This is a genomic window from Nonomuraea sp. NPDC050540 (genome assembly GCF_044457485.1).
GTDB lineage: Bacteria > Actinomycetota > Actinomycetes > Streptosporangiales > Streptosporangiaceae > Nonomuraea.
Map to the genome: position 1 here is coordinate 163,776 of NZ_JBITHA010000016.1, position 19,475 is coordinate 183,250.

Here is a 19,475-nt window from a genome sequence, read left to right on the forward strand (position 1 = left end):
TCCGGCGGAGGTCCACGTGACGGAAGCATCAGTGCCCCAGGAGGGGCCGCCAGCCGGGACATGCCACGGCATGTCCCCTTTGATACGCGCCCAGCGGGGAGAGTCCTCGTGATGCGCCAGGTCCTGCTGTTGAACGCCACCTATGAGCCACTGACCACGCTCTCGCTGCACCGTGCCATCGTGCTGGTGCTGAGGGAGAAGGCGGACGTCGTCCACCGTGACGGCAGGGGAGCGGTGCTCCGCTCGGCCAGCCGTACGCTGGAGGTGCCTTCGGTGATCAGGCTCAGGAGATATGTCCGTATTCCCTACCGGTCCCGCATCCCCCTGACCAGGGCCGCACTCATGCGCCGCGACGACTTCCGTTGCGCCTACTGCGGTCAGAAGGCCGAGACGATCGACCATGTCATCCCGCGCTCGCGGGGTGGCACGCACACGTGGGAGAACTGCGTCGCCTCCTGCACCCCGTGCAACCATCGCAAGGCCGACAAGTTCCTGGAGGAACTGGGGTGGTCGCTGCGCGTGTCCCCGGCGGTTCCGCGCGGTGCCCATTGGCGGCTGATCGGCGCCTCCATGGTGGGCGACCCGCAGTGGGCGCCGTACCTGGAAGCCGCTGCCTGACGAAACCGCTTGGAGACCACATGCCGCGACCTGCGAGGATCGCGGCATGTGGTCTTTCACGGCGGACCTCGCTGCCTTCCCCGACGCCGCCACCGCCTTCCTGCTCGACGATCCCCTTCGCAACACCGTGCCGCTCACCGTGATGGCGGTCATCCGCGCCGGCATGCCCGCCGAGGGGGCCTACTACGGGTGGTGGAGCGTGGACGGGCAGGTCCGGGGGGCCGCCTTCCGTACGCCTCCGGCTCCGCTCGGGCTGGCCGCGATGCCCCCCGAGGCCGTCGAGGAACTGGCCGGGGCCCTGGCCGATCGGGAGATTCCCGAGGTGATGGGGCCGCGCGAACTGGTCTCCGTCTTCACCCGGTCGCGCGGGGCGGTGCTCGCCGGCGCCGTCGAGGAGAGGCTGTACCGGCTCGGCCACCTCACCTGCCCCGACGTCCCCGGGCAGGCGCGCCGTGCCGTACCGGGGGATCTGCCGTTGCTCGTGAGCTGGTACCACGCGTTCGGCGAGGAGGTCAGCGTCTCCGCCGACCGCGGCGACATGACCGAGCGGGTGCTGCGCAGGATCGCCGCCGGTGACATCTTCCTCTGGGTGTCCGGCGGGGCTCCGGTGTCGTTCGCGGCGCTCTCGCCCGCACAGGGCGGGGTCAGCCGCATCGGGCCGGTGTACACGCCGCCGTCCTGCCGCCGTCGCGGGTACGGCGCCGCCGTCACCGCCCACGCCAGCCGGGCCGGCCTCGGCGAACGGGCCAAGGAGATCGTGCTCTTCACCGACCTCGGCAACCCGACGAGCAACGCGATCTACCAGTCGATCGGCTTCGAACCGCACGCGGACTACACCCACGTGACCTACGCGCCCTAATGTAGGGGCATGCCGCGTTACGACTTCCGCTGCCGCGCATGCGGCTCCACGTTCGAGGTGTCGCGCCCGATGGCCGCCTCCGACGACCCCGCCACCTGCCCGGACGGGCACGAGGACACCGTGAAGCTGCTGTCCACGGTCGCGATGACCGGCGGCGCCGCCGCTCCGCGTGGCGGTGGTGGCGGGGGCGGGTGCTGCGGAGGCGGCTGCTGCGGCTGATCCCGCAGGCCGTGTCAGCGGCCGTGTCAGGACGGTGACGGCGCCGCATCAGAGCGGTCGGCGACCGTAGCGGTCATGAACGGTTCCGCCATCGCCGCCCAGGGGCTGCGAAAGGCCTACAAAGACAAAGCCGTCCTCGACGGCATCGACCTGAACGTCCGAACCGGCACGATCTTCGCCCTGCTCGGCCCCAACGGCGCCGGCAAGACCACCACGGTGAACGTGCTGAGCACGCTCCTGACCCCCGACGCCGGGAAGGCGGTCGTCGCCGGGCACGACATCGCCACGCAGACCAAGGCGGTGCGCGCGGCGATCGGGGTCACCGGCCAGTTCGCCGCGGTGGACGAACTCCTCACCGGCGAGGAGAACCTGCTGATGATGGCGGATCTCCTGCACCTGCCCAAGGCGAAGGGCAAGCGCGTCACCGCCCGGCTGCTCGACCGCTTCGATCTGGCCGAGGCGGCGGGCAAGCGGGCGGTGTCCTACTCCGGCGGCATGCGCCGCAAGCTCGACCTGGCCATGACGCTGGTCGGCGCGCCGCAGATCATCTTCCTGGACGAGCCCACGACGGGACTCGACCCGCGCAGCCGCCGCACCATGTGGGAGATCATCCGGGAACTGGTCGCCGAAGGCACCACCATCTTCCTCACCACCCAGTACCTCGAAGAGGCCGACCAGCTCGCCGACCGCATCGCCGTACTCGATCAGGGACGGATCGTCGCCGAGGGCACCGCCGACGAGCTCAAGCGCCGGATCCCCGGCAGTCACATCCGGCTGCGGTTCGCCGACCGGCGCGCCCTCGACGTCGCGGCGCAGGTCCTGCGCGGGGCCACGAAGGACGACGACGAGCTGGCCCTGCGCGTCCCCGGCGACGGCGGGGTGCGGTCGCTGCGCGCGCTGCTCGACCGGCTCGACGCCCAGTCCGTGGAAGTCGAGGAACTGTCGGTGCACACACCGGACCTCGACGACGTCTTCCTCGCTCTCACCGGCCACGGCAACCAGGAGGTCAGCTCCCGATGAACGCCATCTCAGCTTCTTTCGCGGATTCCGCGACCATGATGCGGCGCAACTTCCGGCACACGATGCGCAACCCGCTGGCGCTGTTCAACGCCATCATCGTGCCGGTCTTCGTGATGTTCCTCATGGTCTACGTCTTCGGCGGCTCGTTCAGCGTCGGCACCGACTACGTCGACTACGCGACGCCGGGCCTGATCATCTTGACCATCGGCTACGGCATCGGCCCCACGGCCACAGCGGTGAACTCCGACATGACGACCGGATTCATCAACCGGCTGCGGGTCATGGACGTGTCACGGGCCGCGGTGCTGAACGCGCACGTGATCGCGATCATGCTGCGGACCCTGGTGTCCATCGCGATCATCATCGGGGTCGCGCTGCTGATGGGATTCAGCCCGACGGCGAGCTTCCCGCAGTGGCTCGGCGCGATCGGCATCGTCGCGCTGACGGTGCTGGCGATCGGCTGGCTGACCGTCGCGTCCGGACTCTCCGCGAAGACCCCGGAAAGCGCGGGTCTCGCCGGTGTCCCCCTGATGCTTCTTCCCTTCCTGAGCAGCGCGTTCGTGCCTGCCGACAAGATGGGTCCCGGCGTGCGGGAGTTCGCCGAGTACCAGCCGTTCACCCCGATCATCGAAACCCTGCGCGGGCTGCTGACCGGCACGCCGTCGACGGGCTCGGCCATCGCGGCCGTCGCCTGGTGCGTGGGGCTCTCGCTGGTCGGCTACCTGTGGGCGCGCGCGGCGTTCACGAAGCGAGCGTGACCTCGGCCAGCTCCCGCCAGTCCCGCTCCCGTCCGGCCAGAACCGCCTCGGTGAACGCGGTTTCACCGAGGCGATCGCGCGTCTCCCTGCTGATCCTGGAGGCGTCCGGCTGCGACAGGTCCGCGGCGCCGCGCACCCCGTCGCTGGCCGCGAGCAGCCGCGCCGCCTGCTCGTACTCGCCCCGGCGCAGCGCGAGATCCGCGATCCCGATCAACACCTCGGCCACCAGCGGCGGATACATCGCCTCCTCGGCCGCGCGGAGCGCCTCGCCGCGGTGCGCGCGCGACTGCTCCAGGTCCTCCTCGAGATAGCCGAGCAGGTCCAGGGACTTGGTGCGGGTCAGGAGACTCGGGCCCTCGTCGCCCGTCAGCGTCCGCACCGCCTCCACGTGCCGGCGTGCCTCGTCCGGTTCGCCGCGCCAGCGGGCGAGCTGCGCCTTGGACAGCTCCAGATCGGCCAGCTCCTCCGGCCAGGTGATCCCGCTCGCGCTCCGCTCCGCGTCCGACATCGCGCTCACGCTGGATCGCTCGTCGCCGAGCAGCCAGTACAGCTGCGCCTGCCGCGCCCGCAGGCTGGCCACTTCCTCCCGCACGCCCAGCTCGCGCAGAGCAGTCGCCGCCTCTTCGTAGTGCTCACACGCGCGGGCGAAATCGCCGCGCATGGCGAGCCGGTCGGCCTGGAAGGTCAGCGCCAGCGAGGTCCCCATCCGTTCGCCCAGCCCGCGGAACTCGGACAGGGAGGTCTCGATGTCGGTGTCCACGTCGGTCTCGTCGGCGCCGAGCGTGAGCCGCATCCGGCCGCGAGTGAGCCTGGCCTGCGCACGCACCCAGGGATGGTCACCGGTGATGAGCGGCTCCAGCGCACGCAGGAACTCTCCGGCCGGCTCGCGCAGCATCTGCTCCCACAGCTCGACGAACCCGAGCAGGGGATGGCGCGACCTGCTGCGCTGGGTGAGCCGGTGAGCCTCGTGGATCCAGTCCTCCGCCTGATACTGGTCGCGGCCGATCCCTGAGGTCAGGAACATGGTCAAGATGGCGTACGCCAGCGCCCGCACCTCGTCGGTGGCCTCACCGGGCACGGAACAGGCCGCCACGCTCAGCTCGGTGCCCTCGGCCCGGTGCCCGGCCAGGAACCAGTACCAGCCCGCGGCCCCGACCAGCCGCATCGCCTCCTGGGCCCATCCTTCGGCGATGGCCACGCGCACGGCCGTACTGATGTTGTCGTGCTCGGGCGTGATCGTGCGCAGCCACTCCAGCTGCGCGGCCGTACGCAGGTGCGGATCGGCCGTCTCGGCCAGCTCGGTGAAGTAGGCCACGTGCGCCCGGCGGGCCGACTCGGTCTCCCCGGCCTCGGTCAGCCGGTCGGCCGCGTACTCCCTGATGGTGTTGAGCATCCGGTAGCGCGGCGCGCCCTCGTCGTCGGTGAGCAGCAGCGACTTCTCGGCCAGCGCGGTCAGCACGTCGAAGACCAGCTCCCCGTCCAGCGCCTCCTCCGGGCACACGCGTTCCGCCGCCTCCAGGCTCACGCCGCCGGAGAACACCGAGAGCCGCCGCAGCACGCCGCGCTCGGCCTCGGTCAGCAGGTCCCAGCTCCAGTCGACGACCGCGCGCAGCGTCTTGTGCCGGGGCAGCACCGTACGGCTGCCGCTGGTCAGCAGCCGGAAGCGGTCGTCGAGCCGGCGGGCCAGCTGATCGATGGACATGGTCCGCAGCCGCGCCGCGGCCAGTTCGATCGCCAGCGGCACCCCGTCGAGCGCCCGGCAGATCCGCTCCATGGCCGCCAGCGTGGCCGGGTCCGAGCCGATGTCCTTGCGGACCAGATCCGCGCGGTCGCGCAGCAGCCGCACCGCGGGTGAGGATCCGATCTCGGCGGGCTCGGCGCCCTTCGCGGGCAGCGCGAGCGGCTCGACCTGCCACAGCACCTCTCCGGTGATGCCGAGCGGTTCCCTGCTCGTGGCCAGGATCCGCAGTCGCCGGCACTCGCCCAGCAGCCGGTCGGCGAAGGCCGCGGCCGCCTCGATCACGTGCTCACAGTTGTCGAGGACCAGCAGGATCGTGCGCTCGCGCAGCGCGGTGAGGAGCCGGTCCATCGGCTCCCCGCCCCTGGCGCCGCCGAGCAACGGCTGGTCACGCAGGCCCAGCGCGGTGAGGGCGGCCTGCGCCAGCTCACCGCCCGCCTGCACCGAGGCCAGCTCGACCAGCCACGCCCCGTCGGGCAGCTCGCCGAGCATCGTCCGCGCGGTCTCCGTGGCCAGCCTCGTCTTGCCGGAGCCGCCCGATCCCGTCAAGGTGACCAGGCGGTGCCCCATGGCCAGGCCGGCGACCGCGCCGACATCGCCGTCCTTGCCGACGAAGCTCGTCAGCTCGGCGCGCAGGTTCGTCCTGCGGTTCTCCGTCCGCTCGCCCAGCTCGCCCCGCAGCAGCGCCGTGTGCAGCGCCGACAGCTCGGCCGACGGGTCGGCGCCCAGCTCCTCGGCGAGCCGCTCGCGCGTGCGCTGGAACACGGTCAGCGCCTCGTTGCCCCGCCCGGCCTCGGCCAGCGCCCGCATGAGGGCGGCCACGAACCCCTCACGCAGCGGGTACGTGGCGACCAGATCGGTCAGTTCGGAGACCAGCTCCGAGCCACGGCCGAGCCGGATGTCGGCGTCCACTCGATCGCCGAGCGCGGCGACGTGGAGCTCGTCCAGGCGCGCGACCACGGCGTCGAACACGTCGCTGTCCTGCAGGGCGATGTCCGCCATGGCCGGGCCGCGCCAAAGCTCCAGGGCCGAGCGCAGCAGCTCCGCCCGATCGGCGGGCTCGGCGGCGCGGGCCTGGCCGACCAGCTGCTCGAACCGGGCCACGTCCACGGCATCAGGCGCCACGGCCAGCCGGTAGCCGCCGGCGTCCGCCTCGATGACACCGTCCGGCAGCACCCTGCGCAGCCGGGACACCAGCGCCTGCAGGGCGTTCACCTCGTCCGCGGGCGGCTGTTCCCCCCAGATCCAGTCCACGAGCCTCGCCCGTGTGATGATCCGGCCGGGTTCGAGGGCGAGTGCGGCAAGAAGCGCGCGCAGCCGAACGCCGGGCACCTCGACCGTGGCCCCATCGCGGTTCCGGACCTCGAAGGGCCCGAGCAGTCCAACTCGCACATCGGTCATTGTGCCGAACTTGCGGACGAGCTACTAATCGTCGTCGCAAGGAGGCCGTAAACCACGGCCGACCTTCATCGGATCGTTATGGCGCGGGAGCGGGCTTCGTCATCGTCCTGACCACCAGCCGTGCCACCGCCTCGACCGTGGCCACGCCGTACCCCATAGCCGGGCTGCGCTCCGACAGCACCGCGAGCAGCAGGTCGTGGCCGCCGGTCTGGAGGCGGCCCACGCTGTTGACCGTCCACAGGCCGTCGTGGGCGCTGGCGGGGAGCCAGCCGTTCTTGAGCGCGACCTGCCCGGACCCCGCCGCCGCGCTCACCCCCCAGTCCTGCCCGGGCACGACGCTCGACATCAGCTCCAGGGCGAACCGCCGGTTGGCCGCCGTCAGCGGACCCTCCGGATCGGTGAGCCGGTCGAGCACCTTCACCTGGTCCGACGGCCGGCTGCGGGTGGTGCCCCAGGAGTTCTCCGGCCAGGTACGCCGGACCCCCTGCTCACGCAGCACCGCGGTCAGCCCGTCGCGGCCGCCGACCGCCCGGTACAGATCGTGGGCGCAGTCGTTGTCGCTGACCCGGATCATCCTGCCCGCCACGCTTCGCTCGCGCTTCGTCAGCCGCCGCCCCTCCTCCTGCGCCTTCAGCGCGAGGGCCAGGAGGATGTCCACCTTGGCGACACTGGCCAGCATGAACGGCTCGCGCTCCCGGTAGGCGTAGCGGGTGGCCGCGACCCGGTCGTACACGGCCACGGCGGCACGGCCGGGCCGCGAGGCCAGATACCGCCCCAGCGCCCTGTCCAGCTTCCCCCGCAACTCGTCCGGCAACGGCCGCCCGCCGTCACCCGGCACCCCAAGCACCCGCTCGCCCGAGCTCGCCGCCGACACACCGCCAGGAAGACTTGGCTGCGTGTAGCTCCGAGGGCCGTCCTGCCCGCCAGAGGGGCCGGGCGCCCATCCGGCGGGCAGGACGGCCGCAAGGCCTGTCAGAGGTGCGGTCGTCAGGCCGGCCGGTGACCCGGACACCAAGCCCGTCGGCGGCCACCGGAACGCCGGCTCGAAGACCGCGGCGATCGTGTCGCCGGGCGCCGCGGGCCGGCCGGCGGCTGCCGGGGGGCTGGTCTCCACGCCGGAGCAGGCGGCCATGGTGACCGTGAAGGCGGTGATGAGCGAGATCCCCCGAACGCGCATGAGCGCGAGCCTGCCAGCCACCACGCCAACGACCATGGGCGGAGTAGGTCACCCAACCCCCAAGATTCCCCACCCGGCATGGGGGTGCCCCGGCCGGCGGGCAGCTGGGGCACGGGGCTGGGGTCAGGCTGGGGTCAGGCGACCTTGCGGCGTTGGAACGGGAGGAAGCGGTCGGCCAGGTGGGGGCGGGACGGGGTGAGGGTGGGCTCGACGGCCAGTACGCGGTCGAACCTGAACGCCCGGATGCCGCGCCGCATCCGGCACACTCCCACCAGGTACCAGTACTCCCGGTGGACCAGGCAGGTCACCGGCTCCACGTCACGGATCGTCACGTGGCCGGAGGCGTCCTGGTAGTGCAGGCGGATCATGAGGCGGCTGGTGATCGCGTCGGCGATGACGCGGGCGCGGGAGGCCACGTCGGAGGGCAGGGGATCGGTGAGCGTGGCCAGGGTGGTGGCGATAACGTCGTCGTCGAGGTCGAGGTGCTCGAAGACGTTGCGCAGGCCGCGCCGGGCGGTGACGGCCTGCGGGCCGGCTCCCAGGTGCGCGAGGGAGAGGGCGAGGGCGGCGATTTCGGCGGTCGTCAGCGGGCGGGTGTGAGACTTCACATCGATACCCATACCCAAACACTAGCTCCTGGCACCGACAATTTTCGAAAGCCTGTGCGGACTTCGCGCCGCCCATCCCGGTCACGCGGTGCTCTCGGCTGGTGCCGCCGGTCCCGGTCGCGTGGTGCTCTCGGCCGGTCCGGGCGTGCGCGCCGCCCCTCGGCCGTCTCGGGAGTCCGGTCGTCGAACGGCCCGCGTCCGGGCGGGGTGCCGGCCGGCTGAGGAGGGGCCGGGCCGTACACGGGACGTCAGATCCAGCCCTTACGGCCGGCGGCCACACCGGCGGCGAAGCGGGTTTCCGCGCCCAGGGCGCTCATGGCCACCGCGATGTGCCGCCGGACCGTGCGGACGCTGATCCCCGTCTCGTGCGCGATCTGCTCGTCCGTCTTGCCCGCCGCCAGTTGCAGCACCACCCGCCGCTGGGCCCTGGTGAGGGGGATGTCCTCGCCTTCGGCGTCCACCGAGTCCCGCCACATGAGGTCGAACCAGTCCGCCAGCATCCTCAGCAGGTCGGGCGAGGTGACAAGGAGGGCGGGCAGGCCGGTCGCGGTGGCGGCGACCAGGGCCATCGCGTCGTCGACCAGGATCATTTTGGTGGGGATGGCTCTGCGCATCCGTACCGTCTCACCGGCCACGGCGGAGTCGCTCATCAGCCGCCGGCCCCAGGGGACGTTGCTGTAGGCGGCGTCGTACAGGCCGAGGTAGCGGGCGCCGCCTTCCAGAGCGGCCGGAGGCGGGAGGAGGAGGCGGTGCGGCGTGGGCTCGGTTTCGAAGGCGATGGTGAAGGCGGCGCGGACGAGGCGGGTCCCGGCGGCGTACAGTTCCACGGCCTTGGCGGCGGCCTCCGCCATCGTCGGGATGACCTGGATGCCGCTGATCGGCGCCGAGGCGGGGTGGTCGTCGTGGGCGCCCCAGCGGCCGGCGAGCGCTCGCCAGCCCGCGGCGAGACGGGCCTGGCGGCCGGTGAGTTCGGCGTGTTCGCGGTCGAGGAGCGTGCGGAGCGCGGCGGCGATGCCGACCGGTCGGAGCAGGGCGTCGCCCTCACCTCCGCGGAAGGCGACGCCCATCGAGAGCAGTTCGAGGGTCTCCGGAGCCTCTCCGTCGACGTCCACGTCCAGTTCCAGCGCCCCGCTGGAGGTGAGCCGGTCGTAGAGCGCCTGTGCCTGCGGGCTCACCAGCCCGGCGAGGCTGTTCTCCGCCATCGGACCCTCCTATGGTCGTGGGATCAGCCCCAGCCCACGCCGTCGTCGAACCACAGCATGACTTCCTCCCCCGTATCTATGTGGAACTTCCTGACATGTCCTTTGTAGGAGAGGCCGGGAAGGCGCACAGCCTGGAGGGTTTCAGGGGAGGCCGGGGAACCGTCAGCGGCGGGCGGTCGCCTGTTCGCCCAAGGCGGCGATGCCGTACAGGAGACCGCCGACCAGATCGCCCACGCTGAACGCGGTCGCCATCGACATCGCGGTCAGCCGGCAGGCCCCGTCCGACAGCCGCAGCCGGGCGCTCTCGCCGGTCACGATCTCCAGGGCCCTGCCCTCCAGGTCCACCAGGACGACCACGCCGTTGACGGCGTCGTCGCCCAGCGCCGCGTGCAGGCGTTCGGCGAAGTGGCGGCGCCCGCCGACGGGTCTGCCGAGGAAGACGCCGAAGCGCAGCCCGCTGCGGCGCTCGGCGAGCAGAAGGGCCTGGCGCAGGTCGTCGGCCTGGGCCGCGGTCAGTACGCGCATCGTCTCACCATCCAGCCGTCGCCCCGCCGATGTTCCTGCCCGGTTCCGCGGTCTCGGCCGCGCTCACCCAGTCGACCTCCGGCGTCCGCGCCCAGTGGGCGGCCCGGTCGGCCAGCACCAGGTCGGAGGTGCTGACGCCGGACTCGCTTCTGGACGGCCCGCCGAGCCAGACCGGCCCTTCCGCCGTCCTGCGGGCGCCGCCGCGCCCCGGCGCCAGGACCAGCAGGCTGATCAGCACGAAGATGCCGAGGGATGCACCGATGAGGAAGCCGAGGATCTGCCACGCGCTGCTCACACCATGACCGTAATCCCGGTTCGGCTGCCCGGCCAGACCTCATATGAGAGAGTCGGGAACCAAGATCCCCCACAAGAGGTCAAAACTGCTGTGGACACCCCAGAATCGATCGGTCGTTACCCGGTTGAGCGTGCCCTCGGCGCCGGCGCCTTCGCGTCGGTGTGGCTGGCGCGTGATGACCAGTTGCAGTCTTACGTCGCCATCAAGGTGCTCGCCGAGAACTGGTCGGTGGAGCCCGCGGTCCGGGAGCGGTTCGTCAAGGAGGCCAGGCTTCTGCGCCAGGCCGACTCGCCGCACATCGTGCAGGTTCATGACATCGGCGAGCTTCCAGACGGCAGGCCGTACTTTGTCATGACCTATGCGGACATGGGGACACTCGCCGGACGCCTCGCGGACGGGCCCCTGCCCGTACCGGAGACGCTGCGGCTGCTCGGCGAGATCGCCGGCGGGGTCGGCGAGCTCCACCAGCTGGGCATTGTGCATCGTGACCTGAAGCCGTCCAACGTGCTGTTCCGGACGGTGACGGGTGGCGGCGAGCGGGCGATGGTGGCCGACCTCGGCGTCGCGCGGGCGCTCGCCGACGCCACGAGCCACACGATCGCCGCGGGCACGCCCGGCTACATGGCCCCCGAGCAGATGCGACTCGACGGCGCGCCCGACGAGCGCGCCGACGTGCACGGGCTGGGGGCCCTCGCCTATCACCTGCTGACGGGCCAGGTTCCGGGCTCCGGCGCGGTACGGCTGGCGCCCCACCGCCTGCGCCCCGAGGTGACCGAGCGGATCAGCGCGGCGGTGATGAAGGCCATCGACCCCGACCCGGATCGCCGCTGGCGGAGCGTGGCCGACTTCGACGCGGCCCTGCGCGGCACCGAGCCGGACGTGGCCGCCGACCTCCCCGGCGACGACTCCGAGCCGAAGCCCGGGGAAACGGCCGCCAAGCCGCGTACGCCACCGGGCAAGGCGCTGCTGGCCGGCGGCACGGCCCTGGTGCTCGCGGGCGCGGTCGTGGCCGTCCTCCTGACCCGCGGCGGCGGCCCCGAGCAGCCGCCCGGCACCGGCGGCACCACCCCGAGCGCGGCGCCCCAGCCGCACAACGACCTGCGCGACGACGCCCCGGTGCCCCAGCAGTACCGTCAGATGATCATCGAGGCCGGAACCTGGTGCGCCGACGTCAAGGGCCTCTCGCCCGCGCTCATCGCGGCGGTTCTGAAGGTCATGAGCGACTTCGACCCCGACCTGACCGACAAGGAGAACGACGAGTTCGGCATCGCCCGCTGGACCCCCAGAGTGCTGCGGCACTGGCAGCCGTACGGTCTCGCCCAGCCCGAGCCGCGCCCGCCCTACAGCGTGGAGCTGTCCGTGCAGTCCATGGGCCGCTTCTTCTGCGTCCTCGGGCCGCAGATCTCCAACATCAAGGGCGACCCGGCGGCCAACCTGGCCGCGCTCTTCCTGTCCGGCGTGGAGCCGATGAAGCGCTCCAAGGGCATCCCTCCGTTCACGAAGGAGCGAGTGGACCTGATCATGAAATATCGGGGCGAGTACCAGAAGAGCTAGGGCAGCAGCCGTAGATCCGTGTCGATCACCAGGTTGAAGCGGAGCGCCAGGTTGATGAGGGCGGCACGCTGCCAGTCGGCCTTGCCTCCCTCGTCGGCCTGCTTCACCCGCAGTTTCGTCCTGGCCAGGTAGTCGATGTGGAAGTTGGCTCCGCTCCTGGTCAGGCCGTGTCCTGACAGCCGCTCGATGAGCTGCGGCACCGTCGGCACCACGGTGCTGGACGGGTCGCGCAGCCGGGGCTCGCAGAGCGCGACCAGGATGAGGAAGTACTTGGCGGTCCGGTCCAGCGGGAAGACGCCCATGGTGGTCGCCCCCGATCCGGCCACGGTGGCGGCCTTGCCGTACACGTGCTCGGGGGCGAAGACGAGGAAGCCGGTCGTGCCGTGCTCGGCGGGAAGGATCACCCGCGAGAACTCGAACGGCACCGGCATGCCCATCCGCTGCGGCGGCACCTTGACGAACTCGCCGCCGCCCTCGGGGTTCTCGACGACGTAGGTGCGGTCGGTGGTGAGGTTGGCGATCAGCCAGTAGTCGTCGACGGCGGTGATGCGCCCGGCCATGCGCGACACGGCCCGGTCGGCGATCACGATGTCCACGGGGACGTCGTCGGCGCCGCGGCCGAACGTGGCGGATTCACCGGGATTGAGCTCGGCCGCCACGGCCGTGTCGGTCTGGATGAGAACGGTGCGCATGGCCATGGTTGTAACGTCCTCGCCCTCTGTGCGGCCATCTGTAAGGTTCCAGGGTCTACCAGACCTCGGGCCGCCGATCACCCCAGAATCCGCCCCGGTACGCCTCGACCTGAGCCGACAAGGAGATCAAAACCCCCTCCTCCCCGGTACGGCCGGCCAGCATGACCCCGATCGGCAGCGCGTCCTCGGTCCAGTAGAGCGGCAGGTTCACCGCCGGCTGCCCGGAGACGTTGTAGATCGCCGGGAAGGCGGCGAAGCGCTTCATCCGCTCGAAGGTCAGCTCGGGGTCGTCGCCCTCCTCGAACCAGCCGACGGGCCGGGGCGGCAGGGTGACGGTCGGGGTGAGCACGGCGTCGTAGGCGTTCGTGACCGTGAGCGCGATCCTCGTGGCGAGCTGGAGCGCCGACTGCGCCTGGAGGAAGGACGGCGCGGGGGTGGCGAAGCCGCGCTCGCGCAGCCATCGGGTCAGCGGCCTGAGCGTGTCCTGCCGGTCGTCGGCGACCGGATGCATGCAGGCGAAGGCGTACCAGAGCGTCACGAACTGCGGCACCAGCTCGGGCCCGAACGGCGGCGCGATGTCGACGACCTCGTGCCCGAGCGCGGCCAGCGTCTTCGACGCCTCCTCGTAGGCCGCCAGGACCTCGGGGTCCACCTCGGTGCCCGGCACCACGGGCTCGGCGTAGCGGGCGACGCGCAGCCGTCCGGGCTGCCGGGTGGCGCACTCCAGGAAGGTGCCCGCCTGCGGTGGGGCGAGGTAGAGGTCGCCGGGGTTGTTGTGGGCCATCACGTCGAGCAGCGCCGCGGCGTCGGCGACATTCCGGGCGATCGGCCCGTTGGTCGACATTCCCGCGAGGTCAGGGATGATCGGGGCGAAGCTGATGCGGCCGCGGGTCGGCTTGATGCCGAACAGGCCGCACACGGAGGACGGGATCCTGATCGAGCCCGCGCCGTCGCTACCCTGCGCGACGGGCGCCAGACCGGCGGCCACGGCGGCCGCCGCGCCGCCGCTCGAACCGCCCGCCGAACGCGTGAGGTCCCACGGCGTCCGGGAAGGAGGTGACACATTTGTCTCTGTGTAGCAAGGCAGCCCGAACTCGGGGGTCGCCGTCTTGCCGAGCATGACCGTGCCGGCCTCGCGCAGCCGTTCGACCACGGTGTCGTCGACCGGCGCGACGAAGCCCTGGTAGCTGCCCGATCCGAACATGATCGGCACGTCCTTGACCAGATTCAGGTCCTTGATCGGCACCGGGACCCCGGCCAGCGGGCCGTCGGGCAGAGCCTTCTCCAGCGCCCGTGCCTGGGCGATCGCCCGCTCCGCCGTGACGGTGACGTACGCGCCCACCTCGGCGTCGAGACGGTCGATGCGATCAAGGTAATGACGGGTCAGCTCGACCGGCGACAGCTCGCCGTTCCTGATCGCTTTGCCCTGGTCAAGAGCCGAGAGATCGTGAATAGCACTCACACTACTGAACAGTAGGGATCTCTAGCGGAGAATGTAATAGATACCCGGAAATCGGACGAGGAACACGATGACCTGGGCCATAAAAGTATGGACGCCCTAACACTAGGAAACCCGACGATCAGCAAGCTACCTTGAGTTACGTGGACTCCGACCTCCAGCGAGAAGACGGTCACAATACGTCACCGATCTGGGTGAGCGACAGGCCGGAAGATGAGGCCCCCGCGGCCAAGAAGTCGCCGGCCGCGACGCCCGCGTCGACGTATGCCCCCATCGAGCGCGCCTCGGTGCGCGCGCTGCTGCGGCAGCCTCGATATCGCCGCCTGCGCAACCGCGCGCTGCTGGCGATAGGCGTCGGCGTGGTCGTCGGGATCCTCGTCCGGGACTGGCGTATCGGCGTCACCGCGGCGATCGCCGCGGCGATCGCCGACACCGTCTACCGCGCCCGATCCGCCTCGACCGTGCCCGCCTGGCGCCGTTCCTCCGTGGCGGAACGCCGTACGGAAGGCCAGCTCAAGAGGCTCGAACGCAGCGGCTACCGCACGCTCCACGCCCGCGCGATCCCCGGCAGCGAGGCCCAGATCGACCACCTGGTCATCGGCCCCACCGGCGTCTACGCGGTCGACTCGGAGAAGTGGGACAAGCGGCTGCCCGTACGCGTGCAGATGGGCAAGAAGCTCTTCCACGGCCCCTTCGACATGAAGCCCAGGATCACCGAGGCCAAGCTGGAGGCGTCGCAGGCCGCCGAGCTGATCAGCAAGGCCTTCGGCCGCGAGATCGCCGTCGTGCCCTCGCTGGCGATCTACGGGCCGCCGGTGCCGTGGAAGGTCATGACCATCCGCGGCGTCGACGTCTACGAGGGCACCCGGGCGCGCAAGTGGATCACGAAGCGGGAGCACGCGCTCACCGAGGAAGAGATCGACCGCCTGTACGAGATCGCCGAGAGCGTCCTTCCTCCTCGCTACGGCGACGGCTGAGGCGTTCGGCCAGGTCGTCCAGGTCCCCGGCCAGCTCGTCGCTGGCCGGGATGCCTGTCTCCGGCACCCGGGACAGCATCGCGCTGCCGAAGCCCGCGACGATCACCGCCTGGTCGACCAGTTCGTCCACGTCCGGCCACGGGAAGCCCGGCTGCGCCAGCACCAGCGCGACGCACCCGTGCATCGACGACCACAGCGTGAGCGCCAGCCGCCTCGGGTCGCCGCGCAGGATGCCCGACTCCACGCACCGCTCGACGACGGCCACCATGTGCCCGAAGCAGGCCGCCGCCGCCTCCGGCACGGCCACCGCTCCCCTGGGCGCGGCGGCGCGGTCGCCCGGGGGTGGCTTCATGAGCAGCACCCGGTACTGCACGGGATGGGCCAGCGCGAAACGCGCGTAGGCCCGGCCGCAGCGGCCCAGGGCGCGGAACGGGTCGCCGTGGTCGTTCTCGCGGAACAGGCGGGCCAGCTCGTCCCAGACCCTCAGGCAGACCGCCTCCAGCAGGGCTTCCTTGTCGGCGAAGTGCAGGTAGACGGACGGCGTCGAGATGCCGGCGCGGGCGGCGACGGCCCGCAGCGTCAGTGCCTCCTCGGTGCCGGACTCGGCCAGCAGGTCCTCGGCCGCCCGCAGGATGTCCTCGCGCAGGAGCGCTCCCTCGCCGCGCCGGGCTCTGGTCCTGGTCATGCATCTCACATTGACGTTGTTAAGTTAACGATGTCAACCTGAGCGCATGGCGATATTTCGTGATGCGACCGCTGTGACCCCCCAAGACGGCGGATACGCCGCCACCCTCGACCCGCAGTGGGCCGTGGGCACCAAGCTGCACGGCGGCTACCTGCTGGCCGTCCTGGGCCGCGCCGCGGTGGCCGAGGTCGGCGCCGGGCACCCCCACGTGACCGCCGTCAGCGGCGCCTTCATCGAACCGCCCGGCTTCGGCCACGCCGAGGTGAGTGTGACCAGGCTGCGCGTGGGCAAGAGCGTCGCCCAGGTGCGCGCCGACCTGTCGCAGGAGGGCAGGCCGCGTGTCTCCGCCCTGATCACGCTGGGCCGCCTCGACGACTCCGATCCCTGGTGGACGGCCTCGGAGCCGGTGGACCTGCCGCCCGAGCAGGAGTGCTTCCTGTCGCCGGTCGACCCGCCCGGCGCGCCGTTCCCCGTGCCGCTGATGGGCGTGGTCGAGGAACGCATCAACCCCGGGCACCTCGCCTTCGCCTTCGGGCAGCCGAGCAAGAAGGGCGTGATCGCCACCTGGCAGCGCCTCGGCGACGGGTCCGACTGGGACCCGCTCAGCCTTCTCGTGGCCCTCGACCCGGTGCCGCCGGTCACCTTCGACCTGGGGCTGCCCGGCTGGATGCCCACCATCCAGCTGTCGGCCTACGTCCGCCGCCTGCCCGCGCCGGGGCCGGTCCGCGTCAAGCTGGAGGCCACCGACGTCGGCGGTGACCGCATCGACCAGGTCGCCCACGTCTGGGATGACAAGGGACGCCTGGTGGCCCAGTCCACCCAGCTGGCCGCGGTCCGGCTGCCCGCCTGATCACCGGTACTTCTCCGCCACCTCGGAACACCAAGGACTCGACCCGGCGGGCGGGCCGCAGGCGCCCACCTGCTGGGGGCGTTCCGCGCCCTTGGCGCGCAGGATCAGCACGGGCTTGTCGCGCGGGTACTGCCGGGCCGTCCCGCCGCCGAAGTCGATGCCGCCCGTCGCCCCCTGGATCGCCGGACCGGAGGCGGTGTGCAACATGCTGAGCTGCCGCCACACCGTGTACGAGTTCACGGGCACCGCGTGCCGCACCGGGCCGCCGAGCCGCCGGATCGCGGTGATCAGCGTCTCGGCGGCGTCGTAGGACAGGGCGGCGTGCCCGTCGAGCGTGCGCCCGGCGCCCGGCTCCTGGCACTCGAAGGTGAACGTGCGGAAGAGCTGGTCGTAGAAGTCGTGCGGCTGCGGCTGACCGCACCGGTTGGGCGCCACGGCGAACGACTGGTAGTAGAAGGGCACCTGGCCCACCTCGCCGCGCAGCCGTACGTCGGCGGCGTACCGGGAGATGTCGTCCCCGGCCAGGATGGTGGGCGGGGTGGCCGGGCAGGTCTCGTTCACGCCCTTGATGAAGGCCTGGAAGTCGGGGATGCCGCGCCCGGCGAAGTACACCAGGCCCTTCGCGTCGCACGCGCTCACCCCGGCCTGGCGGGGCTCGCCGGCGTAGGGGTGATCGTTGGGGTCCTCGGGGCCGGGCTTGGGGCTGCCGATGGGGGTGAAGCGCCGGTTCTCCACCGCGAACCCGGCCTCGGTGAAGCGCGCGGACACCTGCTTGCGCAGGTTGTCGCTGTAGTAGTCGCTGACGTCGTGGGAGTAGTAGAGGCGCGCCCGCGCCGGCAGGCCCAGCGTGGTCGCGAAGGCGGCGGCGACCGCGGCCTGCCGCTTGTTCTGCGGCGCCACCTGGAAGTAGAACGGCGACTCCTCCACCAGCCGGTCGGCGGAGAGCGTCGAGGCGACCATGGGCAGCCCGGCCTTGCCGAGCGCGTGGATGGTGGCGACGGTCTGCCTGCGACTCTGGTCGAGCCCGACGACGCCGACGATGGGCGCCTCGGCCTCGCTGGAGGAGACGAGCAGGCGGGCGATGGCCTCGCCGTACTGCATGCGACCGCCGCCGTTGGCGACCAACAGCCGCACGATGGGCTCGCTGGCGCCGGAGGAGTCGTTCTGGTTCTTCTGCGCGATGGCCACGCCCGCCAGCCCCTCGCGCACCGCGGCGAGCGAGTCGCGGTTGCCTGAGGTCAGCGCGGCGAGATAGACGATCGTCACGTACGGCCGCGCCGCCTGCGCCTGATCGGCATGCAGGGTGGCGGCCCGCTGGTTCTCCTCGTGGATGCGCCGGTGAACCTGGGCGATCTCCGCGGTGCTCGGCGTGAACAGGTACCCGGGCTCGGCCACGCCGACGCACTCCGCGCCCATGAGCTGCCTGCCCGACTCCGCCCACGGCGTCCACAGCCCGGTGGCGCACGAGGTCCGCTGCCAGGCCACGGTCTGCCCCGCGTAGGCGCCGGCCGTCGCGGCCAGCACGCTCCAGAACAACGCGATCGCCACCGGCGTGGACCACCAGGGCGGCTTCCTGGTCGGCGGCACCCAGAACCGGCTCGCGGTGCTGAGCACGACCGGATCCTTCGGCAGGCCGGGCGCCCGCACGTCGAGCGGCTCGCGCAGCACCTGCAGCGCCGCGGCCCGCCCGGAGGCGACGAGCTCGCGCCGCCAGCGGATCAGCGCCGAGACCGGGTCCTCCTCCTCGGCGGTGGGCGGGTCACCGCCGGGCAGGTAGGTGACCACCACGACCGGGTCGAACGACTCCAGGTTGGAGCGCCGCTCCGCGATCAGCTCGACCAGTTCCCCGCCGTGCTCGTTGAGCAGGAGCAGCGGGTAGAAGACGTGCCCGGCGCCCCGTACGTGCAGCGGCGTGCGCCGGTACTGCAGGCTCAGGTCGTCGAGGAAGGCCGACAGCAGCAGCCGGTCGACCCGCCCGGAGTCGGCCGGGTCGAGGTCGGCCAGCAGCGCGGGCAGCCCGGCCTTGGCCGAGTCCTGGGCCAGCGCCGTCCGCAGCGCGCGCAGCCGGCCGCTGAGCAGGGGCGCCTTCCCGCTGAGCCGCCAGTCGTGCAGGAACGGCGGAGCCAGCCTGAGCAGGACGTTGAACGGGAACGGCACGCTCTCGCCGCCCCGCTCGGCCGCCTCGATGCCCCAGCCCCAGGTGCGGTCGACCGCGCGCAGCGCCTCGCGGGCCGCCTCCTCGGTGTCGGGGCCGGCGTCGGCGTGCCGGGCCGTCCAGGCGGCCAGGACCTTCACCGTCATCCGGTAGCGCGGGAAACGCAGGCCGGGCATGCGCCTGAGCTTGCCGTCGGCCGACGAGCGCCGCTCGGCGCCGGCGCTCAGGTCGGCGACGATCCTGGCCAGGATGACGGGCACGGTGTCGCCGGGCGCGATCTCGGGCTTGGAGCGCCGGATGCGGGTGGAGATCACCGGCCGTAACGCGACGGCGTCCCTGACCAGGAACTCGGGCCAGTCACCGGCGTTGCGCAGGCGCATGATCGGGATGCCGCGGCGGCCGGTGTGCTGGGGGCGTTCCTGCGGTTCCTCCTCCTGCCGCTCGAAGCCGGCCGGGACGTGCGGGGAGTCCTGCACGCCCTCTCCCCGGGCCGGTCGCCGGCACAGCCGGTCTATCGTGTGGATGAAGTTGCCGACCCTGGCCGTGAGGTCGGACTCGACGCGCCCCGAAGTCATGCGAACCTCGATAGCACCGTCGGTCGATCTTGTCACCGTTATCCCGAGCCGTGGACATGCGTCTCAGCTGTCGGGCGATAGCCGTACCATGGTGAGGACTCACTCACG

At 71.7% G+C, this 19,475-nt stretch carries 18 protein-coding genes; 8 read left to right on the top strand and 10 right to left on the bottom strand.

Features of this window, described 5'->3' with window-relative positions; all coding sequences use genetic code 11:
* The first annotated feature begins 111 nt into the window (after nt 1-111).
* From ACIBI5_RS40920 to ACIBI5_RS40940, 5 genes are all read left to right on the top strand, one after another.
* The gene (locus ACIBI5_RS40920; RefSeq protein WP_184959584.1) at nt 112-618 is read left to right on the top strand and encodes an HNH endonuclease; all 507 of its coding nucleotides are present in this window, start codon (nt 112-114) and stop codon (nt 616-618) included.
* A 46-nt stretch (nt 619-664) separates the two neighbouring features.
* Complete coding sequence (locus ACIBI5_RS40925; RefSeq protein ID WP_397255102.1) at nt 665-1,477, top strand: GNAT family N-acetyltransferase; 813 nt, start codon at nt 665-667, stop codon at nt 1,475-1,477.
* Nucleotides 1,478-1,486: 9 nt separating this feature from the next.
* Entirely contained in the window at nt 1,487-1,696 is a 210-nt protein-coding gene (locus ACIBI5_RS40930) for a zinc ribbon domain-containing protein (RefSeq protein WP_397255104.1), read from the top strand.
* 75 nt (nt 1,697-1,771) lie between these two features.
* On the top strand, nt 1,772-2,716 hold the full coding sequence (locus ACIBI5_RS40935) for an ATP-binding cassette domain-containing protein (protein ID WP_397255106.1): 945 nt from the start codon (nt 1,772-1,774) through the stop codon (nt 2,714-2,716).
* Complete coding sequence (locus tag ACIBI5_RS40940; RefSeq protein WP_397255108.1) at nt 2,713-3,474, top strand: ABC transporter permease; 762 nt, start codon at nt 2,713-2,715, stop codon at nt 3,472-3,474. Before ACIBI5_RS40935 ends, ACIBI5_RS40940 begins: the two co-directional genes overlap by 4 nt.
* On the opposite strand, the gene ACIBI5_RS40945 is transcribed toward ACIBI5_RS40940, so the two are convergent.
* From ACIBI5_RS40945 to ACIBI5_RS40970, 6 genes are all read right to left on the bottom strand, one after another.
* Nucleotides 3,458-6,613 carry a BTAD domain-containing putative transcriptional regulator gene (locus ACIBI5_RS40945; protein WP_397255110.1) on the bottom strand — a complete coding sequence of 1,052 codons (3,156 nt, stop codon included), beginning with the start codon at nt 6,611-6,613 and terminating at the stop codon, nt 3,458-3,460. The genes ACIBI5_RS40940 and ACIBI5_RS40945 overlap by 17 nt on opposite strands.
* Nucleotides 6,614-6,689: 76 nt before the next feature.
* Nucleotides 6,690-7,790, bottom strand: a complete 1,101-nt coding sequence (locus ACIBI5_RS40950; protein WP_397255112.1) for a serine hydrolase — start codon at nt 7,788-7,790, stop codon at nt 6,690-6,692.
* A gap of 134 nt (nt 7,791-7,924) precedes the next feature.
* Nucleotides 7,925-8,410 (bottom strand): helix-turn-helix transcriptional regulator, encoded by a 486-nt coding sequence (locus ACIBI5_RS40955; protein WP_379614975.1) that lies wholly within the window; start codon nt 8,408-8,410, stop codon nt 7,925-7,927.
* A 236-nt stretch (nt 8,411-8,646) separates the two neighbouring features.
* The gene (locus tag ACIBI5_RS40960) at nt 8,647-9,600 is read right to left on the bottom strand and encodes a response regulator transcription factor (protein ID WP_397255114.1); all 954 of its coding nucleotides are present in this window, start codon (nt 9,598-9,600) and stop codon (nt 8,647-8,649) included.
* 162 nt (nt 9,601-9,762) lie between these two features.
* Nucleotides 9,763-10,125, bottom strand: a complete 363-nt coding sequence (locus ACIBI5_RS40965; RefSeq protein WP_397255116.1) for a DUF5130 family protein — start codon at nt 10,123-10,125, stop codon at nt 9,763-9,765.
* Between the two features lie 4 nt (nt 10,126-10,129).
* On the bottom strand, nt 10,130-10,420 hold the full coding sequence (locus ACIBI5_RS40970; protein ID WP_397255118.1) for a hypothetical protein: 291 nt from the start codon (nt 10,418-10,420) through the stop codon (nt 10,130-10,132).
* Between the two features lie 90 nt (nt 10,421-10,510).
* Here ACIBI5_RS40970 and ACIBI5_RS40975 point away from each other — a divergent pair, with 90 nt between their 5' ends.
* Entirely contained in the window at nt 10,511-11,974 is a 1,464-nt protein-coding gene (locus ACIBI5_RS40975) for a serine/threonine-protein kinase (RefSeq protein ID WP_397255120.1), read from the top strand.
* On the opposite strand, the gene ACIBI5_RS40980 is transcribed toward ACIBI5_RS40975, so the two are convergent.
* A complete protein-coding gene (locus ACIBI5_RS40980) occupies nt 11,971-12,666 on the bottom strand; it encodes a winged helix-turn-helix domain-containing protein (RefSeq protein WP_379614985.1) in 696 nt (231 codons plus the stop codon). The genes ACIBI5_RS40975 and ACIBI5_RS40980 overlap by 4 nt on opposite strands.
* A gap of 55 nt (nt 12,667-12,721) precedes the next feature.
* The gene (locus tag ACIBI5_RS40985; RefSeq protein WP_397255122.1) at nt 12,722-14,128 is read right to left on the bottom strand and encodes an amidase; all 1,407 of its coding nucleotides are present in this window, start codon (nt 14,126-14,128) and stop codon (nt 12,722-12,724) included.
* 191 nt (nt 14,129-14,319) lie between these two features.
* Between ACIBI5_RS40985 and ACIBI5_RS40990 the strand changes: the two genes are divergently transcribed.
* Nucleotides 14,320-15,102, top strand: a complete 783-nt coding sequence (locus ACIBI5_RS40990) for a nuclease-related domain-containing protein (RefSeq protein ID WP_397255124.1) — start codon at nt 14,320-14,322, stop codon at nt 15,100-15,102.
* Here the strand turns inward: ACIBI5_RS40990 and ACIBI5_RS40995 are convergent.
* Nucleotides 15,029-15,787 carry a TetR/AcrR family transcriptional regulator gene (locus ACIBI5_RS40995; protein ID WP_397255126.1) on the bottom strand — a complete coding sequence of 253 codons (759 nt, stop codon included), beginning with the start codon at nt 15,785-15,787 and terminating at the stop codon, nt 15,029-15,031. The two genes, ACIBI5_RS40990 and ACIBI5_RS40995, sit on opposite strands and share 74 nt — an antisense overlap.
* 73 nt (nt 15,788-15,860) lie before the next feature.
* On the opposite strand from ACIBI5_RS40995, the gene ACIBI5_RS41000 reads away from it, so the two are divergent.
* Nucleotides 15,861-16,637, top strand: a complete 777-nt coding sequence (locus tag ACIBI5_RS41000; protein ID WP_397255128.1) for a thioesterase family protein — start codon at nt 15,861-15,863, stop codon at nt 16,635-16,637.
* On the opposite strand, the gene ACIBI5_RS41005 is transcribed toward ACIBI5_RS41000, so the two are convergent.
* Nucleotides 16,638-19,367 carry a hypothetical protein gene (locus tag ACIBI5_RS41005; protein WP_397255130.1) on the bottom strand — a complete coding sequence of 910 codons (2,730 nt, stop codon included), beginning with the start codon at nt 19,365-19,367 and terminating at the stop codon, nt 16,638-16,640.
* Nucleotides 19,368-19,475: the final 108 nt, after the last annotated feature.

Excerpts from the sequence above, each read along its gene's own strand:
- ACIBI5_RS40945 (WP_397255110.1), bottom strand. The coding sequence starts at position 6,613 with ATGACCGATGTGCGAGTTGGACTGCTCGGGCCCTTCGAGGTCCGGAAC.
- ACIBI5_RS40925 (WP_397255102.1), top strand. The coding sequence starts at position 665 with ATGTGGTCTTTCACGGCGGACCTCGCTGCCTTCCCCGACGCCGCCACC.
- ACIBI5_RS40995 (WP_397255126.1), bottom strand. The coding sequence starts at position 15,787 with ATGACCAGGACCAGAGCCCGGCGCGGCGAGGGAGCGCTCCTGCGCGAG.
- ACIBI5_RS40920 (WP_184959584.1), top strand. The coding sequence starts at position 112 with ATGCGCCAGGTCCTGCTGTTGAACGCCACCTATGAGCCACTGACCACG.
- ACIBI5_RS40950 (WP_397255112.1), bottom strand. The coding sequence starts at position 7,790 with ATGCGCGTTCGGGGGATCTCGCTCATCACCGCCTTCACGGTCACCATG.
- ACIBI5_RS40960 (WP_397255114.1), bottom strand. The coding sequence starts at position 9,600 with ATGGCGGAGAACAGCCTCGCCGGGCTGGTGAGCCCGCAGGCACAGGCG.
- ACIBI5_RS41005 (WP_397255130.1), bottom strand. The coding sequence starts at position 19,367 with ATGACTTCGGGGCGCGTCGAGTCCGACCTCACGGCCAGGGTCGGCAAC.
- ACIBI5_RS40955 (WP_379614975.1), bottom strand. The coding sequence starts at position 8,410 with ATGGGTATCGATGTGAAGTCTCACACCCGCCCGCTGACGACCGCCGAA.
- ACIBI5_RS40940 (WP_397255108.1), top strand. The coding sequence starts at position 2,713 with ATGAACGCCATCTCAGCTTCTTTCGCGGATTCCGCGACCATGATGCGG.
- ACIBI5_RS40980 (WP_379614985.1), bottom strand. The coding sequence starts at position 12,666 with ATGCGCACCGTTCTCATCCAGACCGACACGGCCGTGGCGGCCGAGCTC.
- ACIBI5_RS40935 (WP_397255106.1), top strand. The coding sequence starts at position 1,772 with ATGAACGGTTCCGCCATCGCCGCCCAGGGGCTGCGAAAGGCCTACAAA.
- ACIBI5_RS40930 (WP_397255104.1), top strand. The coding sequence starts at position 1,487 with ATGCCGCGTTACGACTTCCGCTGCCGCGCATGCGGCTCCACGTTCGAG.
- ACIBI5_RS40965 (WP_397255116.1), bottom strand. The coding sequence starts at position 10,125 with ATGCGCGTACTGACCGCGGCCCAGGCCGACGACCTGCGCCAGGCCCTT.